Source organism: Cytobacillus sp. FSL R5-0569 (assembly GCF_038007265.1).
In the GTDB taxonomy this organism is placed as follows: Bacteria; Bacillota; Bacilli; order Bacillales; family Cytobacillaceae; genus Cytobacillus; species Cytobacillus kochii.
Genome location: NZ_JBBOWW010000001.1, coordinates 3,315,222 through 3,331,431 on the forward strand (window position 1 = coordinate 3,315,222; position 16,210 = coordinate 3,331,431).

Genomic DNA, 16,210 nt, shown 5'->3' on the forward strand with positions numbered 1-16,210 from the left:
ATCACCTTTATCCCAAATTATTTTTAATAACCATAACCATGTGTAATATCTTCTTTTCCTTATACAAAATAAATATATATCATTAAGAAAAAAGAAACGATTGTTACTATTATCGAAAAAAATAACATAGATGTAAAGAGCTAGCGTTTTATTTTTACAAAAAAACGTAGAATTTGTCGAAATTACTAATAATTAATTCCAATTTCTCCTTAATTATCCTAAAAATAACTATTAATAAAAAAAGAGAACACATATAGTGCTCTCTAGAATCTATTAATAAGTCATTAAAGTTAAAACATCATAATCCTTTAATTTCTCTTTACCATCTAAATAGCTTAACTCGATTAAGAAGGCAATACCTGCAACAACTCCACCTAGTTCTTCTACTAATTTTATTGTTGCCTCAATGGTTCCACCTGTAGCTAGAAGATCGTCCGTGATTAATACGCGTTGACCAGGCTTAATCGCATCTTTATGGATAGTTAAGACATCTTTACCATATTCCAGACCATAATCTACTTTTACCGTTTCTCTAGGTAGTTTACCTTCTTTACGAACAGGTGCAAATCCTACTCCTAAAGAATAAGCTACTGGACATCCAATTATAAATCCACGCGCTTCTGGCCCGACAACAAGGTCAATCTGTTTTTCTTTCGCATAAGTAACAATTTGGTCTGTTGCATATCTATAAGCATCACCATTATCCATTAATGTAGTAATATCTTTAAATGTGATACCTGGTTTTGGCCAATCCTCTACTATAGTAATATATTGTTTTAAATCCATCTTCTTTCCTTTGCCTCCTCAATTCACATAGGCATTCTGAAGCAGCCCATCAAACCAATCTTTTAATTGACCTGCTTTTGAATAAAGCAATTCATTTTCTAACTTCACTTGTTGTTGCTTTATGCAAAAAGCCTGTGATTCCGATAAATCTCTCTTTTGTTTTGCATCACTAAGAGAAATCATCCCATTATCTATTTTAACAAATTCTAGTTCAAAAAACACTTCAGTCATAAAATCAATATAAGAAACTTGCCAGCCTTTAAATTTAGCTACCTCTGCTTTTCTTTCTTCAAGGTTAAAAGGCCCTCTCTTAGCAATGAGCGCATAGTACCATTTAAAATGGTCACGGTTTGGAGTCGCCATAGAGAATATATCATTTGTTTGATAGAAATGACAATAAATTCTTTCTGGACTTTTCCCACGCAAAATAGCCTCTAGTCTTTCCTTGTGTGGTGGTAAATCACAAAAAACCACATGCTTACCATCTAATATAATATTTTCTGCCTCTTCGTCAGACAGAATCAACGATACATTGGGATTATAAGGTAAAAATTTTTCATGATTTTCCTTATTAAATACGATCCATTCAGAGGTTTCATGATGGACATGTGTGACAATTGTGTCTAAACGTTTGGCGCCTCTAATATCAAATAATTGCCATTCTTGTATACGTATATCTTGGATAAAGACTTGTGGCTTCTTTATATTATTCCATTCGTTAATAGAAAGTTCCCCTACAATAGCAAGACTAGCATCCATAGAAATTTGTTCTGCGTATTCTCCAAATCCAAATCCAATTCCATCCAATGTCACATCATTATCTTCTAATGTAATCTTCAGATGTGTTTTATTGGTCCCAATTCTCTTTAACAGACTGACATTTGCCTCTTTTAACATTACTTTCGGCTTAGGATTATCAATACCAAACGGTGCCAATTGTTGTATTTCAGCGATCATTTCTAAATTAACATCAGCTACCCTTAATTCAGCATCTAGATTAGTAATCGGTATAAAGTCATCTTCGTTTAACTGTTCCTTCGCAAGCTGGATAAGCCTTTGACGAAGTATGTCAACATCATCAAGTTTCAAGGTCATTCCTGCAGCCATTGGGTGACCACCAAAATGAGGAAGGATATCTCGAGATTGCGACAGATTATGAAACAGATCAAAGCCAGTTATACTCCTCGCAGATCCTTTAGCTATTCCTTGTTGTGAATCGAAACTTAGACATATAACAGGACGATAATATTTCTCTACTAGCCTTGAAGCCACAATTCCAACAACCCCAGGGTTCCAACCTTCTTTACCTACTACAATGACCGGATTTTCCTCAATTGGATATTCCGCCTCAACTTGTTGAATCGCTTCTTCAGCCATGGTATGAACAATTGATTGTCGCTCTTTATTCATTTGGTCGATTTCTTCAGCTAACGCTTCAGCCTCAAGCGCATCTTCAGTTAATAACAATTCCACTGCAGGGTCCGCAGAATCTAATCTACCTACAGCATTTAATCTTGGTGCAATCGTAAAGCCGATTGTCTCTTCTGTCATCTCTGCTAATTTGACATTAGCTAACGATATTAATGATCTGATACCAAGATTCTGTGTTGATTGCAGCTTTTTAAGACCTTTCTTCACAATTAACCGATTTTCATCCGTCAATGAAACAAGGTCTGCAACTGTACCAATTGCAACAAACTCTAATAAATCATTTGGCACATTACCTAATAGAGCATGAGCAAGCTTAAATGCTACACCAACTCCAGCAAGTTCTTTGAAAGGATAACGACTGTCAGGAAGTTTCGGATGAATGATTGCCAGACACTCTGGCAAGACAGGGCCTGGTTCATGATGATCCGTAATAATTAAATCGATTCCCATTTCTTTAGCCGCTTGCGCAGGTTCGATAGCAGCAATTCCTGTATCAACAGTAATAATTAACGAAACACCGATATCACTAGCATATTGAAATGCCGGAACATTTGGCCCATAACCTTCCGTAAACCGGTTAGGTATGTAAAATTGCACATCTGCTCCTAGTGATGTTAATGTTCTCATCATGACAGTAGTACTCGTAACACCATCGGCATCATAGTCTCCAAAAATCATAATCGATTCGTTATTTTTAATCGCTCGTTGTATACGCGAAACAGCCAAATCCATATCATTTAATAAGAAAGGATCGTGAAATTCTTTTTTTTCATCAAATAAAAAATACCGTGCTGATTCGACGGTATTAAAGCCGCGATTAACAAGTAATGTAGCCAACGCAGATGAAATATTTAATCCGTTTATGAGTTCCTCGACAGAGGCTTCATCTGATTGACGAACATTCCAACGCGTTTTAGAATGTAACATACGTTCACCCCTCAACTTTTACATTATACTAGAGCGTCGCATTCGTTTCAATTATTCTTTGTTGTTGCTTACCTTTAATTGTTTAGCATCATGAAATTCACTTTTCACTTGATGAGTTTTATCTGCTTCTTTTTGTCCCTCATTTCCTTTAAGCGCTACTAACTGTTTTTTCAACGATTTGACTTCTCTTTGTAAATTAAAAATTTTTATTAAACCGACTGAACTAACAATGAGACCTCCCATTAATACAGAACTTAAAATAACGAGAATCAGCGGCCAACTACTTTCGCCGAATAGATAATTAACCGTAACAGGATCGACGTTAATAACAGCAAAAATAGCAACAATTAATGTAAAAACAATACTGAGTAATATAATCCATTGATTTTTCATTTATTCCCCTCCTATGTATGATCATATGGAATCATTTGAATAAAAACGTTTTGCACTTGATGAAAAGCCATTAGTTTTTCTTTTGCATTTTTTACAATGAGATGACCGTCTTCAACAGTGAGAGATGGGTCTACGGCTATCTTTAAATCAATAATTAAGTAATGCCCATGCTCTCTTGCATGCAGCTCTTCAATTCGTTTAATTCCTTCTACTTTATCGACAGCAGAAAATAGATAACTTGATGCCTCAGGGCTTAACACATGATCCATTGTATTATGAATGGCTTCCTTCCCTAGTTGAAAAGCCATATGGAGAATCATAAAAGCTACTACTAAACCAATGACAGGGTCCGCATATTCTAGCCAATTGAGCCCTAATTTTCCTCCTATAATCGCACTACCTATACCAATTAATGCAGCTAATGAGGAATAGACATCTGAGCGGTGTTCATAGGCATTTACAATAAGTGCATCACTATTTAACTCTTTTCCCAGTTTAAACTTATATCTAAACATTCCCTCTTTTACTAGGATGGAAACAATCACAGCAATAATCGCATATACCTTCGGAGCTTCAACAGGTTGAAATAATGATTGAAATGATGATATGAAAATCTCTATACCAACAAAGAATAGAAATACAGCAACAATAATTGCAGCAATTAATTCAGCTTTACCGTGTCCATATGGATGGTCCTCATCTGGAGGCCTTTTAGCTGCAATTAAGCCAATATAAACAGCGAGTGAACCTGCTACATCAGATGCTGAATGGATCGCATCCGCTATTAAAGCTTTACTACCAGAATGAACTCCAATTACCCATTTGAAAATAGCTAGGGCAATATTTGCCCCCATTCCTAAAATTGCTGCATTCTCGGCCCGTTTAAACCTCACTTCTTTCTCAACAAGCATTTAAAAATCCCCCTCTTGATCATTCATCTACCTATTATTTCCATAACAACTAAAATCATAACCATAACTAGAGCGTGCCTCCTACTTTAACTAATTACTGACTCTAAATGGAGGGGGATAAAAAACGAGAGCATACAATAAAGACCTAGCAATACCACCTATATACCTTACTAAACCCATACTTGCGATTTAGCAATGAATATAGTGACATCTATGTTATGAAAGCGATAAAAAAAAGCATCTGCCATTTTATGCAGATGCTTGATATCTTCTTTTAAACTTGTGGTTCGTCCGTTTTCTGTTTCTTTTCTTTATAAGTAATTAATACGCCATGCTTTTTCAGTTGCATACCTTTCCATGATAGCCACATTTGTGTCGCAAGGAAGATAGATGAATAAGTACCGGCAATTAACCCTATTAATAAAGCAATATTAAAGTTACGTATCGCTTCACTACCAAATATCAACAGTCCGAGTACAGCTAGTACGACTGTAATAATGGTATTAATTGATCGACCCAGCGTTTGCCGCAAACTTTGATTAGCTATTTGCGCAAGCTCCTCAAAGGTTTTAATTTTCTTCTTCCTAACCATATTCTCACGTATGCGGTCAAATGTAACGATTGTATCATTGATTGAATAACCAACAATGGTTAAGACAGCAGCTATAAATGTAAGATCCGCTTCTAGCCTTGTCACACTAAATATAACAACAATAAAGAAGGCGTCATGCAATAAAGCTAGTACTGCGGCTAAAGCCATCCTCCATTCGAAACGGATGGTGACATACAGAATAATTCCTATGGCCGCTATGGCTAATGCTTTTATTGCATTCATCGCTATTTCTTTACCTACTGTTGGGGTAACAGTACTAATGTTAGGAATACTTCCATATTCATCTTCTAGTTGTGATTGATACTCAGCAATTTGTTCTTTATTGAATACCTCGTCTTTTATACGGGCGACACCAATTTCATTATTATTACCCGAAATAACGATATCGTCCGTTTCTATACCTATTTCTGCTAAAGATGCTTGATAACCGTCTTCCGTTAACGGCTCATTAGACATTTGCTCAATTCTTGTTCCTTGTGAAAAGTCAATGCTCAAGTTTAAGCCGAATATAAAGAGCATAATAATTCCTAGGACGATCATCAAGCCAGAAAAACTATAGTATTTTTTCCGATGTTTAACGAAGTCAAAGCGGTCAAATTTAGTTGTTAAGTCTACTGTATCTAGGTTTTCATTTAATTGGTGTATATCTTTCTTATGAACACCGAACATGCCTGGCATGTTTTTAAACAGGTTACTATTTACACATAACCAGAGTAGTAATCTAGCTCCGTATACAGCCGTAATGAAACTCATCAAAATACTTAAAATTAAAGTCGTAGCAAACCCTTTTACAGAACTTGTCCCATAAATAAACAATACGCCAGCTGCTAACAATGTCGTTAAATTGGCATCAAAAATAGTTGATAAAGAGTTTTTACTACCTGCTTTAAATGCAGCTTTAATCGAACGGCCCACTCTTATTTCATCTTTTATTCTTTCATAAGTAATAATATTTGCATCTACTGCCATACCCACTCCAAGAATTAATGCCGCCACACCAGGTAATGTGAGTACCGCATTCATCAGATTGAATACGACTAATGTCAAATATAAGTAAACAGATAAAGTGATGACTGCAATGACTCCAGGAAGTCGGTAATAAGCAATCATAAAGATGAAAATCGCAGCAATACCTATTATTCCGCCAATAATGGTTTTATCTAATGCTGACTCACCAAATTGTGCACCAACAGAAGTAGAATAGACTTCATCTAACTTAACTGGTAATGAGCCTGCCGATAATAAATCAGATAAAGTTTTTGCTTCTTCTAAAGTAAAGTTACCTACAATTGAAACCGAATCTTGATTAAATACTTGACTCACTTGTGGGGCTGATAAGTATTTAGGATCTTCTTTTGTCGCTTCTTCGGCGAATGAATCTCCTTCTTCAAAATCTAACCAAATGACCAGTAGATTCTCCCCTGCTGGTTTGTTTACAATTTCTTGAGTAACTTCTCTAAACTTATCCGCACTCTTTAACTTAATAGAGACGCTCGGACGACCATTTTCATCGAATGTTTGTGATGCTCCCCCTTCAACAAGGTCACTCCCATCCATCAACACATTATCATCCACGTCTCTAAACGTTAGATTGGCCTCAGTTGAAAGCATTTCCCTAGCTTGCTCTTGATCTGTTACTCCAGCCAGTTGCACCCTAATGCGGTTGTCCCCTTCAATTTGAATATTGGGTTCACTTACACCAAGGACATTAATTCGGCGATCTAGAGATTGTGCTGTTGCTGACATTGCAGCTTGGTCAATTTCTTGGCCTTCTTTTGCAGGCGACACCTCATAAAGCACTTCAAACCCACCTTGCAAATCAAGACCAAGCTTTACATCTCCTAAAATATCTTTCGAAGTGAATCCCATCAAACTTGCAAATAAAATAATGATTAGAAAAAATGATAGAATTCTGCTACGCTTTACCATTATGTATATTTCCTCCTCACTTTCCAAACAAGCCCAAATATTGAGCTTTTTACCGTGACTTTTCTAACAGGATAAACGAAGTAAATATGATTATAACCGTTTAATGAAAACCTTTCTCAAGCGCAATATTATTATTATGAAACAAGAGGAAGGGACTGTCAATTTTATCAACATAGTTGTTGAGATAAACGTTTATGACTAGAGTACTAAGTGATGGATAACTAACTCGTTCTATTTTAGTAATTCCTTCATTTCCTCAGCATTTTCCAGAGAAAATTCTGTGTCCATATAAGCTTCAACAGTTGTATAGTTAATAAATTCTCCAACTTTTATCCCTAAAACATCTTCCACAATTTCAAATAATCGTATCGTTGATTTAGGTGTTTTCCACTTTTTCTTCTTTAAGTATTCCCATAATTGCGCTCTTGTCACATGTTCATATCCAAGAAAGCGAAACTCATCGATTTTTACATCAATTGCAGGTTCTACCTCTTCGAAAAAAATATCATAGGCATGCATTTTCAAATTCAACTCTCCTTTTTTTAAATATAACTCACTTTAATTACGAAAGCTTGTCATGCTTTGTCCATCTTCTTGCATATAGATTAATTGTATATGAATACCTTTCATTTGAGAAGGCAGGGTGTACAATGTCGAAATTTATTCAAGGAACGATTATTCTCTTATTTGCTGGACTTGTAACTAGAGTACTCGGGTTTATTAATCGGATTGTCATCGCAAGGTTCATTGGAGCTGAAGGTGTCGGTCTTTATATGATGGCTTTTCCTACATTTATTCTAGTCGTAACAATTACACAGCTTGGTTTACCCGTAGCAATTTCAAAAAATGTGGCGGAAGCGGAAGCAAGAGGAGATACGGAAAAAACAAAAAAAATCCTCATTGTTTCATTAGCTAGTACATTATCATTATCGATCTTATTTACACCAGCTTTAATTTTATTAACTCCCTATCTTTCAGAGCATTTATTAACAGATAACAGGACGCTATATCCATTATTAGCTATCGCACCTGTTGTGCCGATTATTGCCGTCTCTTCTGTCATACGCGGATATTTCCAAGGTAAGCAAAATATGAAGCCGGCCGCTTATTCACAACTTATTGAACAAGTTGTAAGAATCACATTAATTGCTGCACTAACTAAAGCATTTTTGCCATACGGGATTGAATATGCTGCAGCGGGAGCTATGCTTGCATCCGTAATTGGCGAATTAGCGTCACTCATTTATTTACTAGCATCATTTAAATTAAAAAAGAAGTTTAAGGTACGAAGACAATTTTTCCAACATATCCGTAAGGGCAAGGATACGTTTAAACAACTTATGGAAGTGGCATTACCTACGACTGGAAGTAGAATGATCGGTTCTGTCGCTTGGTTTTTAGAGCCAATTGTTGTAACTTATAGTCTTGCTATAGCTGGTGTTTCTACTATTGCTGCTACAGAAGGATATGGTGCCTTAACCGGATTTGCTCTTCCTTTGTTAATGCTACCATCATTCATTAATATGGCGCTCTCCACCTCACTCGTACCTGCCATTAGCGAAGCGAAAGCAGTAAATAACTTTCATTTAATTGAATATCGTCTGCAGCAAGCATTAAGGATTTCTTTAACCACAGGTGGTCTTTCAGTTGTAGTTATTTATATTCTGGCTGAACCATTAATGACTGTCATGTATGGTTCGACAACAGGTACCGACTTCCTAAAATTAATGGCGCCTCTTTTCCTATTCTACTATTTCCAACAGCCACTGCAGTCTGCGCTACAAGCCCTAGATTTAGCACGTGCTGCCATGATCAATAGCCTGATTGGTGCGGTTGCTAAAATAGCGGTTATCTTTATTCTTGGAAGCCAGCCAGCCTTTGGTATTACAGGAGTAGCGCTCGGGTTAATTGTTGGCTTTGTATTAGTCACTCTACTGCATTTCGCCACTTTGTTAAAAGCCATTTCTTATACCATTCATATGCGGGAGTACTTAATCACATCGGGCGCTATGCTCCTAACCGGTTATATCGGATATATTACAATTAAGTACCTAAATTTCACCATCGTACCTACTATCCTATGTGGGGCAATGATTATGAGTTTACTCTATCTAATCATCATGATTTTCACAAAGCTCATTAGAAAAGGTGATGTACAAGGACTTCCGGGAGTCGGTCAGTTTTTAGCGAAATTTATGTTTAGATAGCCTTCATATAAAAAACTGAGTGACTAGATTTACACACTCAGTTTTTTCTACCCATGAACATCTTTTCTATTTCTCATCAATTAAATCAATATAAAATGTATTATTTTCAAAACTACATAACGACACCCTTGAAATATCATGAACCCCTTTTTCCTTTAATTCTTTCTTCAACCATTCTTCATCCTTATTGATTAATGCTAAGTTTTCACTATTTATTCTCCCGTCCATGACAAGAGGAAGGGTAAATGATGGGGTAAGGTCCGCTTGTGATGACTGATTGCTCTTTTCAATCACAGACAAGCTCCCGGATACCTCTAGTATTGCATATTCGACATCAGATATAAGTGAAATATCTTTTTCACGTAGTTGCATAAGGAGATCATCTAAATTGTAGCGCAGTTTTTTCATCGCTTTCTCATCAATCTTCCCTTTATTAATTAAAATGACTGGTTTTCCATCAACAAGATCCCTCATTTTCTTACTTTTTAATGACCAATAGGCGGAAATAATCTGTACAACCATCAGAATAAGCATAGGAAGAATATTCCTAAATAATTTCTCGTCACTCTTCTCAATCGCAACAACAGCCAACTCAGCAATCATTATTGAAATGACTAAATCAAGTATACTAAGCTCACCAATTTCCCTTTTCCCCATGATGCGATAAATGATAGTCATTAAAACATATAGTAAAATCGTTCGAAATATAACAATAAAATATTCTTCCAACATAGCCACCTCTTTATAAGATTAGCTTGTACAGGACTTCTCAATTTAATCAAATAGAGTAAGAAATATTTTATGATTTTGCTTCTATTTTTCCATCCGAAGAATATGCTTGTACAAAGGAATTTTATCAAAAGAGAAAGGGGAGGTTTCCAATCGAAGAATCGAAGGCATTAGGGACTTCCGTTTTACATGGCCTTATAGCCATTTTCACATTGGCAATTGTTAGTAGTTTTATTTTCGCTCTTATATTGAGGTTTACTTCCTTACAAGAGTCTTCTGTTCAATATGTAATGACAGCCATTTCTTTTATTGCTCTCTTTACTGGAGGTTTCATTTCAGGTGGGAAAGGAAAACAAAGGGGATGGATGCTCGGCGGGATAACTGGTGCGATTTATACAATCATTATTTTTTTATTCCAATATCTCGGTTTTGATAAACTATTTAATCCTCAACAAATCGTATACTTTATTTGCTATATTCTCATTGCAATGATGGGTGGTATTTTAGGTGTAAACATGAGTTCAAAATCAAAATAGAAGTTAAGTGAAAATGAAAAAAGCTGTTTGAAGTAGGAAAACTACTTCAAACAGCTTTTTCATTCTTAAACGGTACCGGGAGCTGATTCAGTTACTTCACGAATCGCTTGACGGTCGTATGTAAGACGGCTTCCATCGCCACACTTGATAACGACTTTGTCCTCATCGATTGCATCTACAAAACCATGTAAACCACCGATTGTAACTACTTTATCGCCTTTTTTCAGACTATTCTGCATTTGATTAACCGCTTTTTGACGTTTTTGTTGTGGTCTGATTAAAAGGAAATAAAACAGCACAAACATAATGACTAACGGCCCAATAGTAGCTAAAATATCCATATTCTCTTTTCCCCTCCTTTCAAGTATTAGAAGTTTTTCGCGTTCGGCTTATTAAAACCATATTTCTCGAAAAATTCTTCTCTAAAGTCACCTAGACGATCCTCTCTGATTGCCTCTCTGACCTTTTCCATTAATTTTAACAGAAAATAAAGGTTATGATAAGTTGTAAGCCTTATTCCGAAAGTTTCGTCACATTTTATTAAGTGTCTTATATAGGCACGACTATAATTTCGACAAGTATAGCAATCGCAATTCTCATCTAGCGGACCAAAGTCACGTGCATACTTCGCATTCTTAACAACTAATCTTCCTTCGCTCGTCATTAACGTGCCATTTCTTGCAATCCTTGTTGGTAATACACAATCAAACATATCTACCCCACGAATCGCACCATCAATTAAGGAATCCGGTGAACCGACACCCATTAAATAACGAGGCTTATGAATGGGCAGAAGTGGTGTTGTTTCTTCCAACACTCTATTCATTATATCCTTTGGTTCCCCAACTGATAACCCCCCTATTGCATAGCCAGGAAAATCAAGTGAAACAAGGTCTTTCGCACTTTGAGCACGTAAATCATTATATTCGCCACCTTGAACAATACCAAATAAACCTTGGTCGTTTGGTCGTTCATGTGCTTCTAAACATCTCTCGGCCCATCTAGATGTTCGCTCAACAGATTTTTTCATATATTCATGTGTTGCAGGGAAAGGTGGACATTCATCAAATGCCATCATAATATCTGAGCCCAGTGCGTTTTGTATTTGCATGGCCTTTTCAGGTGAAAGAAATAGTTTATCTCCATTCAAATGATTACGGAAATGGACACCCTCTTCTTCAATCTTTCTAAAATCACTAAGACTAAATACTTGGAATCCACCGGAATCAGTTAAAATAGCACGATCCCAATTCATGAATTCATGTAAGCCTCCCGCTTCCTTTATCAACTCATGTCCAGGTCGTAACCATAGATGATACGTATTACTTAAAATTATTCCTGCCCCCATATTCACTAGATCTTCCGGTGACATTGTTTTCACCGTCGCTAGCGTACCTACTGGCATGAAAACAGGTGTTTCAAATGAGCCGTGAGGTGTGTGAACACGTCCAAGTCTCGCGCCTGTTTGTTTACATGTTTTTATCAATTCATAACGTATAGCTGTCATGACGTAACTCCTTTTCCATATCAAACTCTTTTATTTAATAAACATTGCATCTCCAAAACTAAAGAAACGATACCTTTCTTCTACTGCTTGCTTATATGCTTCAAGCACATGCTCACGACCAGCCAATGCACTAATAAGCATAATCAACGTTGATTTTGGTAAGTGAAAATTCGTGATCATGCCATCAATCGCCTTAAATTCATACCCAGGGAAGATAAAGATATCAGTCCAACCACTTGACTCTTCAAAACGTCCGTTAAAAGCAGTAGCAATTGTTTCAAGTGTTCTTGTTGAAGTTGTACCAACACTGATGATTTTATGACCACTTTCCCGAATTCGGTTCAACGTTTGAGCTGTTTCTTTTGTCATTTGATAGAACTCGGCGTGCATTTCATGATGATCAATGTCATCTACATTTACTGGTCTGAACGTACCTAAACCCACATGAAGGGTAATGAAAAGAATCTCAATTCCACGCGCTTTTATTTCTTCTAATAGTTCTTCAGTAAAATGTAAACCAGCTGTAGGTGCTGCAGCAGAGCCATTCTCCTTTGCATAAACCGTTTGATAACGATCTCGATCCTCTAGTTGTTCTTTAATATAGGGTGGCAATGGCATTTCACCTAATTGCTCTAATACCTCGTAAAAAATCCCTTCATATTTGAACTTGAAAACACGTCCACCATGGTCACTCTCTTCAAGGCATACCGCTTTCAGCTGACCATCGCCAAAGATAATTTCTGTCCCTACTTTCACCCGTTTTGCTGGCTTTACAAGTGTTTCCCATTGATCATTTTCAAGCTGTTTCAACAGTAACACTTCTAATTTTGCTCCCGTTTCTTCTTTCATTCCAAAAAGTCGTGCTGGCAATACTCTTGTATCATTCAATACTAGTGCATCACCTGGCTGTAAATATTCTAAAATATGTTTAAACACGTCATGACGGACCGCTCCCGTCTCCTTATCTAATACCATTAATCGGCTACTTGTTCTGTCTTTAAGCGGTGTTTGCGCAATTAACTCTTCTGGTAAATTAAAATCAAATAAATCTACTTTCATTTTGTCTCGTCTCCAACTTTTGAATAATTTAACGTGACTTCCCAATAAAATAGACAATTAAGGAAAGTATCACACTAATAATAATTGACGTTACAATTGGGAAATAAACAGTTGTATTCCCTTTTCTAAATACAATATCTCCAGGGAGCTTTCCTAAATTGAAAAAATGCATAAGAAAACCAATAACAAATAGAAGACCACCAATAATCATGAACCATTTTGGCAATTGGATGGCACCTCCATTTGAAAATGTTGATAAACAAGCTGTGTCGCAATTCTGCCCCTTGGTGTCCTTTGTAAAAAACCAATTTGTAATAAATAGGGTTCGTACACATCTTCTATCGTATGTGCTTCTTCTCCAATGGTTGCAGCAATTGTCTCTAATCCTACTGGACCACCGCGAAAGCGCTCAATCATGCCCCTAAGTAACTTATGATCAATATGATCTAAGCCTAATCTATCGACCTGTAACATCTCTAATGCCTCGTTTGCAAACTGTTGGTTAACTGCACCATCCCCTCGCACTTGAGCATAATCCCTAACTCTACGAAGCAATCGGTTTGCAATACGAGGGGTTCCTCTTGAGCGTCGAGCAATCTCATCTGCCGCTTCTTCGTCTATTTCTGTATCGAGAATCGCCGCTGTTCTTACAACGATTTCCTTTAGTTGTCCCTCATTATAATATTCCAGTCTACTCATAACCCCGAACCTATCCCTTAAAGGTGCAGATAAAGAGCCTGCTCTCGTTGTAGCACCAACTAAAGTAAAAGGGGGAAGATCCAGTCTGACAGAACGAGCACTTGGGCCTTTTCCAATCACGATATCAAGACAAAAATCCTCCATTGCCGGGTATAATACTTCTTCTATTGCCCTTGGCAAACGATGAATCTCATCTATAAATAATACATCACCAGGCTCAAGTGAAGTCAAGACAGCCGCTAAATCACCAGGCCGTTCAATGGCTGGCCCTGCTGTTGTCCGAATATTAACGCCCATCTCATTACTAATAATCGTTGCTAAAGTAGTTTTTCCTAGGCCTGGTGGTCCGTAAAGAAGAACATGATCCAAGGTTTCATTACGCATTTTCGCTGCTTCTATGAAGATGCGCAAATTCTCCTTTACCTGATCTTGGCCGATATACTGTGCTAAGGTTTGTGGACGTAAGCTATATTCAAATGAGGTATCCTGATGATCCGCTTCTCCTGATATAATACGCTCATCCATTTGTTAACCATCCTTCCATGCCTTGCCTTCTTTCTTACTTAAGCAGCTTTTGCAAAGCCAATTTAATATACTGATCGGTAGTTAATGTTTCAGCACTTAAATCTTTCGTTATTTTCTTTAATTCTTTATCAGAATAGCCTAGTGCTTTTAACGCCAGAAGAGCTTCATCTAATTCATGGTTTCGATTACTTTTTATTTGTTTCTCTTCTGTAAATAAGTTCGGTAACAAGTCTGGTACAATATCAACTAGTTTCCCTTTTAAATCAAGAATCATCTGCCTAGCCGTTTTTTTACCTACACCTGGGAACTTCACAAGAAATGCCTCATCTTCATGCTCAATTGCATGAACAACCGCTTCTGGCTGACCTGTAGCAAGAACTGCCAGTGCTCCTTTTGGACCAATACCAGTTACATTGAGCAATTTCATGAATAAAGCTTTTTCCTGTCGTGATGTAAAACCATATAGTGATTCAATATCTTCTCTGACATGATGATATGTATAAATTTTCACTTCTTGATCGGTCGTATATCTAAATGGGTTTGGTGTAATTACTTGGTACCCAATCCCATTATTCTCAACTACAATGTATTCTGGCCCGATGAAGTCAACACGACCAATAATATATTCAAACAAAATTTATTCTCTCCCTCTTTTGCATACCTCCCACCATTATACTACAAAATCGCCTTGAAGAAAAAAGGATATCTATTTACGCTACGACTATCATTCCTTTCACCTGCAGACCACTGAGAATAGTGGACTAACCATTGCAAATTAATTGCACACGTTTGCAAGATTATCGCCGCTTAGGGAATAAAAGAAAAAACCAGCCATTAAGACTGGTCTCCTTCCCGATCTTTCCCTACCAATACTTTCTTTAACTCATCTTGAACAGTGACATCAGCCATTGGAACTTTTGAGCGATAAGCGGAGCGTGAGATGAGATGCGCTGATACAGGTGCAGTTAAAAAAACAAAGAAAATGACTAATATTAATCGAATACTAAAGACACCTTCATGAACAAGAAAAAAGATTAAAGTACCTACAAGCGTAAATAACACACCAATCGTCGAACTCTTTGAAGCTGCATGAGACCTTGTATATACATCTGGTAAACGCAAAATACCGATTGCACTAAGAAAACTAAACAATGTCCCTATAATAATGAGAATCCCTGCTCCTAACTCACTTGTTACGGTCAGATTCAATGACTTTCCCCCTCTCTAGAAAACGCGCAAAGGCTATCGTACCAATAAACGATAAAATTCCCAGTAATAACATGACTGAAAAGAACGCACTCGTCCGCATGAATATAGAAATGATCGCTATCGCCGCAATAATATTTACTCCTATATTATCAAGTGCCTGCACGCGATCCGGAATAGACGGACCCTTAATAAGCCGATATACTGCTGCTAAAATAGATAGGACAAGAAAACATAATGCAACTACTAATAAACTCTCAATCATCTTCCTGTCACCCTCTTAATAGACTTTTCGAATCGAACCTTGGACTTTAATAGCGATTCACTCGAAGTTGGGATATCAAGTCCATGAACATAAAACGTTTTGTTATCATTTCCTACCTCAACCACTACCGAACCTGGTGTTAAACAAAGGAGAAAAGAAAGCAATGCTAATTCGATATCACCTTCTAATTCTGTCTCCAATGTAAAAATGCCTGGCCTAATATCTAGTTTTGGTTTAATTACTTGTTTCACAACTTCCATACTAGATGTAAATAGCTCATGAATAAACACTAACAAAAGACTAAGGATGTTCATAAAAGTAACGATATAAAAATTATCATCAAAAAATCTTCTTATTAAAAATAAAATAAATATCCCTACAATATAACCACTAAAAAAAGATAAAAAACTCCATTCATCCTGCAAAAACATCCATAACGCAGCAATGAATAAATTGACTAGTACTTGCATAGCCATGCTCGCTCACC

Annotated in this window: 18 protein-coding genes; 2 read left to right on the forward strand and 16 right to left on the reverse strand. The window is 36.8% G+C overall.

Going from position 1 to position 16,210, the window contains the following annotated elements; genetic code table 11:
* Positions 1-273: 273 nt before the first annotated feature.
* From MKX78_RS16835 to MKX78_RS16860, 6 genes are all read right to left on the reverse strand, one after another.
* Complete coding sequence (locus MKX78_RS16835; RefSeq protein WP_095372443.1) at positions 274-786, reverse strand: adenine phosphoribosyltransferase; 513 nt, start codon at positions 784-786, stop codon at positions 274-276.
* 18 nt (positions 787-804) lie between these two features.
* Positions 805-3,144 (reverse strand): single-stranded-DNA-specific exonuclease RecJ, encoded by a 2,340-nt coding sequence (gene recJ, locus MKX78_RS16840; RefSeq protein ID WP_341051658.1) that lies wholly within the window; start codon positions 3,142-3,144, stop codon positions 805-807.
* A 51-nt stretch (positions 3,145-3,195) separates the two neighbouring features.
* Entirely contained in the window at positions 3,196-3,537 is a 342-nt protein-coding gene (locus tag MKX78_RS16845; protein ID WP_095372441.1) for a LapA family protein, read from the reverse strand.
* Positions 3,538-3,548: 11 nt separating this feature from the next.
* Complete coding sequence (locus tag MKX78_RS16850; protein ID WP_095372440.1) at positions 3,549-4,448, reverse strand: cation diffusion facilitator family transporter; 900 nt, start codon at positions 4,446-4,448, stop codon at positions 3,549-3,551.
* Positions 4,449-4,722: 274 nt separating this feature from the next.
* Complete coding sequence (gene secDF, locus MKX78_RS16855) at positions 4,723-6,990, reverse strand: protein translocase subunit SecDF (RefSeq protein WP_095372439.1); 2,268 nt, start codon at positions 6,988-6,990, stop codon at positions 4,723-4,725.
* A 231-nt stretch (positions 6,991-7,221) separates the two neighbouring features.
* Positions 7,222-7,509: a post-transcriptional regulator gene (locus tag MKX78_RS16860; protein ID WP_233435379.1), complete on the reverse strand. Its 288-nt coding sequence runs from the start codon at positions 7,507-7,509 to the stop codon at positions 7,222-7,224.
* A 131-nt stretch (positions 7,510-7,640) separates the two neighbouring features.
* Here MKX78_RS16860 and spoVB point away from each other — a divergent pair, with 131 nt between their 5' ends.
* On the forward strand, positions 7,641-9,197 hold the full coding sequence (gene spoVB / locus MKX78_RS16865) for a stage V sporulation protein B (protein WP_095372437.1): 1,557 nt from the start codon (positions 7,641-7,643) through the stop codon (positions 9,195-9,197).
* Between the two features lie 66 nt (positions 9,198-9,263).
* On the opposite strand, the gene MKX78_RS16870 is transcribed toward spoVB, so the two are convergent.
* Positions 9,264-9,926, reverse strand: a complete 663-nt coding sequence (locus MKX78_RS16870) for a DUF421 domain-containing protein (protein WP_412728586.1) — start codon at positions 9,924-9,926, stop codon at positions 9,264-9,266.
* A 152-nt stretch (positions 9,927-10,078) separates the two neighbouring features.
* Between MKX78_RS16870 and MKX78_RS16875 the strand changes: the two genes are divergently transcribed.
* Positions 10,079-10,462, forward strand: coding sequence for a TIGR04086 family membrane protein (locus MKX78_RS16875; protein WP_095373639.1), 384 nt, complete (start codon positions 10,079-10,081; stop codon positions 10,460-10,462).
* 65 nt (positions 10,463-10,527) lie between these two features.
* On the opposite strand, the gene yajC is transcribed toward MKX78_RS16875, so the two are convergent.
* From yajC to MKX78_RS16920, 9 genes are all read right to left on the reverse strand, one after another.
* Positions 10,528-10,803: a preprotein translocase subunit YajC gene (yajC, locus tag MKX78_RS16880; RefSeq protein ID WP_095372435.1), complete on the reverse strand. Its 276-nt coding sequence runs from the start codon at positions 10,801-10,803 to the stop codon at positions 10,528-10,530.
* A gap of 26 nt (positions 10,804-10,829) precedes the next feature.
* Positions 10,830-11,969, reverse strand: coding sequence for a tRNA guanosine(34) transglycosylase Tgt (tgt, locus tag MKX78_RS16885; RefSeq protein WP_341051662.1), 1,140 nt, complete (start codon positions 11,967-11,969; stop codon positions 10,830-10,832).
* Between the two features lie 30 nt (positions 11,970-11,999).
* Entirely contained in the window at positions 12,000-13,028 is a 1,029-nt protein-coding gene (gene queA, locus MKX78_RS16890; protein WP_341051664.1) for a tRNA preQ1(34) S-adenosylmethionine ribosyltransferase-isomerase QueA, read from the reverse strand.
* A 28-nt stretch (positions 13,029-13,056) separates the two neighbouring features.
* Complete coding sequence (locus MKX78_RS16895; RefSeq protein WP_095373638.1) at positions 13,057-13,239, reverse strand: DUF2905 domain-containing protein; 183 nt, start codon at positions 13,237-13,239, stop codon at positions 13,057-13,059.
* A complete protein-coding gene (gene ruvB, locus MKX78_RS16900; protein WP_341051667.1) occupies positions 13,236-14,252 on the reverse strand; it encodes a Holliday junction branch migration DNA helicase RuvB in 1,017 nt (338 codons plus the stop codon). The genes MKX78_RS16895 and ruvB overlap by 4 nt, the downstream gene beginning before the upstream one ends.
* 34 nt (positions 14,253-14,286) lie before the next feature.
* Positions 14,287-14,886 carry a Holliday junction branch migration protein RuvA gene (gene ruvA / locus MKX78_RS16905; protein ID WP_095372432.1) on the reverse strand — a complete coding sequence of 200 codons (600 nt, stop codon included), beginning with the start codon at positions 14,884-14,886 and terminating at the stop codon, positions 14,287-14,289.
* A gap of 200 nt (positions 14,887-15,086) precedes the next feature.
* Positions 15,087-15,461, reverse strand: coding sequence for a monovalent cation/H(+) antiporter subunit G (mnhG, locus tag MKX78_RS16910; protein WP_095372431.1), 375 nt, complete (start codon positions 15,459-15,461; stop codon positions 15,087-15,089).
* Complete coding sequence (locus MKX78_RS16915; protein WP_095372430.1) at positions 15,439-15,723, reverse strand: Na(+)/H(+) antiporter subunit F1; 285 nt, start codon at positions 15,721-15,723, stop codon at positions 15,439-15,441. Before MKX78_RS16915 ends, mnhG begins: the two co-directional genes overlap by 23 nt.
* Positions 15,720-16,199: a Na+/H+ antiporter subunit E gene (locus MKX78_RS16920; RefSeq protein ID WP_095372429.1), complete on the reverse strand. Its 480-nt coding sequence runs from the start codon at positions 16,197-16,199 to the stop codon at positions 15,720-15,722. The genes MKX78_RS16915 and MKX78_RS16920 overlap by 4 nt, the downstream gene beginning before the upstream one ends.
* Positions 16,200-16,210 lie beyond the last annotated feature (11 nt).

Excerpts from the sequence above, each read along its gene's own strand:
- yajC (WP_095372435.1), bottom strand. The coding sequence starts at position 10,803 with ATGGATATTTTAGCTACTATTGGGCCGTTAGTCATTATGTTTGTGCTG.
- MKX78_RS16845 (WP_095372441.1), bottom strand. The coding sequence starts at position 3,537 with ATGAAAAATCAATGGATTATATTACTCAGTATTGTTTTTACATTAATT.
- MKX78_RS16860 (WP_233435379.1), bottom strand. The coding sequence starts at position 7,509 with ATGCATGCCTATGATATTTTTTTCGAAGAGGTAGAACCTGCAATTGAT.
- spoVB (WP_095372437.1), top strand. The coding sequence starts at position 7,641 with ATGTCGAAATTTATTCAAGGAACGATTATTCTCTTATTTGCTGGACTT.
- MKX78_RS16915 (WP_095372430.1), bottom strand. The coding sequence starts at position 15,723 with ATGATTGAGAGTTTATTAGTAGTTGCATTATGTTTTCTTGTCCTATCT.
- recJ (WP_341051658.1), bottom strand. The coding sequence starts at position 3,144 with ATGTTACATTCTAAAACGCGTTGGAATGTTCGTCAATCAGATGAAGCC.
- MKX78_RS16835 (WP_095372443.1), bottom strand. The coding sequence starts at position 786 with ATGGATTTAAAACAATATATTACTATAGTAGAGGATTGGCCAAAACCA.
- secDF (WP_095372439.1), bottom strand. The coding sequence starts at position 6,990 with ATGGTAAAGCGTAGCAGAATTCTATCATTTTTTCTAATCATTATTTTA.
- MKX78_RS16920 (WP_095372429.1), bottom strand. The coding sequence starts at position 16,199 with ATGGCTATGCAAGTACTAGTCAATTTATTCATTGCTGCGTTATGGATG.
- ruvB (WP_341051667.1), bottom strand. The coding sequence starts at position 14,252 with ATGGATGAGCGTATTATATCAGGAGAAGCGGATCATCAGGATACCTCA.
- queA (WP_341051664.1), bottom strand. The coding sequence starts at position 13,028 with ATGAAAGTAGATTTATTTGATTTTAATTTACCAGAAGAGTTAATTGCG.
- tgt (WP_341051662.1), bottom strand. The coding sequence starts at position 11,969 with ATGACAGCTATACGTTATGAATTGATAAAAACATGTAAACAAACAGGC.
- MKX78_RS16850 (WP_095372440.1), bottom strand. The coding sequence starts at position 4,448 with ATGCTTGTTGAGAAAGAAGTGAGGTTTAAACGGGCCGAGAATGCAGCA.
- MKX78_RS16895 (WP_095373638.1), bottom strand. The coding sequence starts at position 13,239 with ATGATTATTGGTGGTCTTCTATTTGTTATTGGTTTTCTTATGCATTTT.